The sequence below is a fragment of the Kitasatospora sp. NPDC051702 genome (assembly GCF_040681575.1).
Classification (GTDB): domain Bacteria; phylum Actinomycetota; class Actinomycetes; order Streptomycetales; family Streptomycetaceae; genus Kitasatospora.
Map to the genome: position 1 here is coordinate 1 of NZ_JBFAZB010000115.1, position 1,294 is coordinate 1,294.

Sequence of the window (1,294 nt, forward strand, 5' to 3'; positions counted from 1 at the left end):
GTGACTGGTCGTTGTTTGAGAACTGCACAGTGGACGCGAGCATCTGTGGCCAAGTTTTTAAGGGCGCACGGTGGATGCCTTGGCACCAGGAACCGATGAAGGACGTGGGAGGCCACGATAGGCCCCGGGGAGCTGTCAACCGAGCTTTGATCCGGGGGTGTCCGAATGGGGAAACCCGGCAGTCGTCATGGGCTGTCACCCGCTGCTGAACACATAGGCAGTGTGGAGGGAACGCGGGGAAGTGAAACATCTCAGTACCCGCAGGAAGAGAAAACAACCGTGATTCCGGGAGTAGTGGCGAGCGAAACCGGATGAGGCTAAACCGTGGTGGTGTGAGACCCGGCAGGGGTTGCCATCATGGGGTTGTGGGAATGAGCTTCAGTCGTCTGCCGGCGGCTGGGCGAGTCAGAAACCGTATGGATAGTCGAAGGACATGCGAAAGGTCCGGCGTAGAGGGTAAGACCCCCGTAGACGAAATCTGTGCGGCTTGCTTGCTCATCTCCCAAGTAGCACGGGGCCCGAGAAATCCCGTGTGAATCTGGCGGGACCACCCGCTAAGCCTAAATATTCCCTGGTGACCGATAGCGGATAGTACCGTGAGGGAATGGTGAAAAGTACCGCGGGAGCGGAGTGAAATAGTACCTGAAACCGTGTGCCTACAAGCCGTGGGAGCGTCGTTCATCAGCTTGCTGGTGGGCCGTGACTGCGTGCCTTTTGAAGAATGAGCCTGCGAGTTTGCGGTGTGTAGCGAGGTTAACCCGTGTGGGGTAGCCGTAGCGAAAGCGAGTCCGAATAGGGCGGTTGAGTTGCATGCCCAAGACCCGAAGCGGAGTGATCTAGCCATGGGCAGGTTGAAGCGCGGGTAAGACCGTGTGGAGGACCGAACCCACCAGGGTTGAAAACCTGGGGGATGACCTGTGGTTAGGGGTGAAAGGCCAATCAAACTCCGTGATAGCTGGTTCTCCCCGAAATGCATTTAGGTGCAGCGTCACGTGTTTCTTGCCGGAGGTAGAGCACTGGATAGGCGATGGGCCCCACCGGGTTACTGACCTTAGCCAAACTCCGAATGCCGGTAAGTGAGAGCGTGGCAGTGAGACTGTGGGGGATAAGCTCCATGGTCGAGAGGGAAACAGCCCAGAACACCGACTAAGGTCCCTAAGCGTGTGCTAAGTGGGAAAGGATGTGGAGTCGCAGAGACAACCAGGAGGTTGGCTTAGAAGCAGCCACCCTTGAAAGAGTGCGTAATAGCTCACTGGTCAAGTGATTCCGCGCCGACAATGTAGCGGGGCTCAAG

General features: G+C 57.4%; 1 rRNA gene. It reads left to right on the forward strand.

The annotated features are described in order from the left end of the window. Nucleotides 1-47: 47 nt before the first annotated feature. Nucleotides 48-1,294: ribosomal RNA gene (locus tag AB0N04_RS38550) — 23S ribosomal RNA — on the forward strand; the annotation flags it as partial.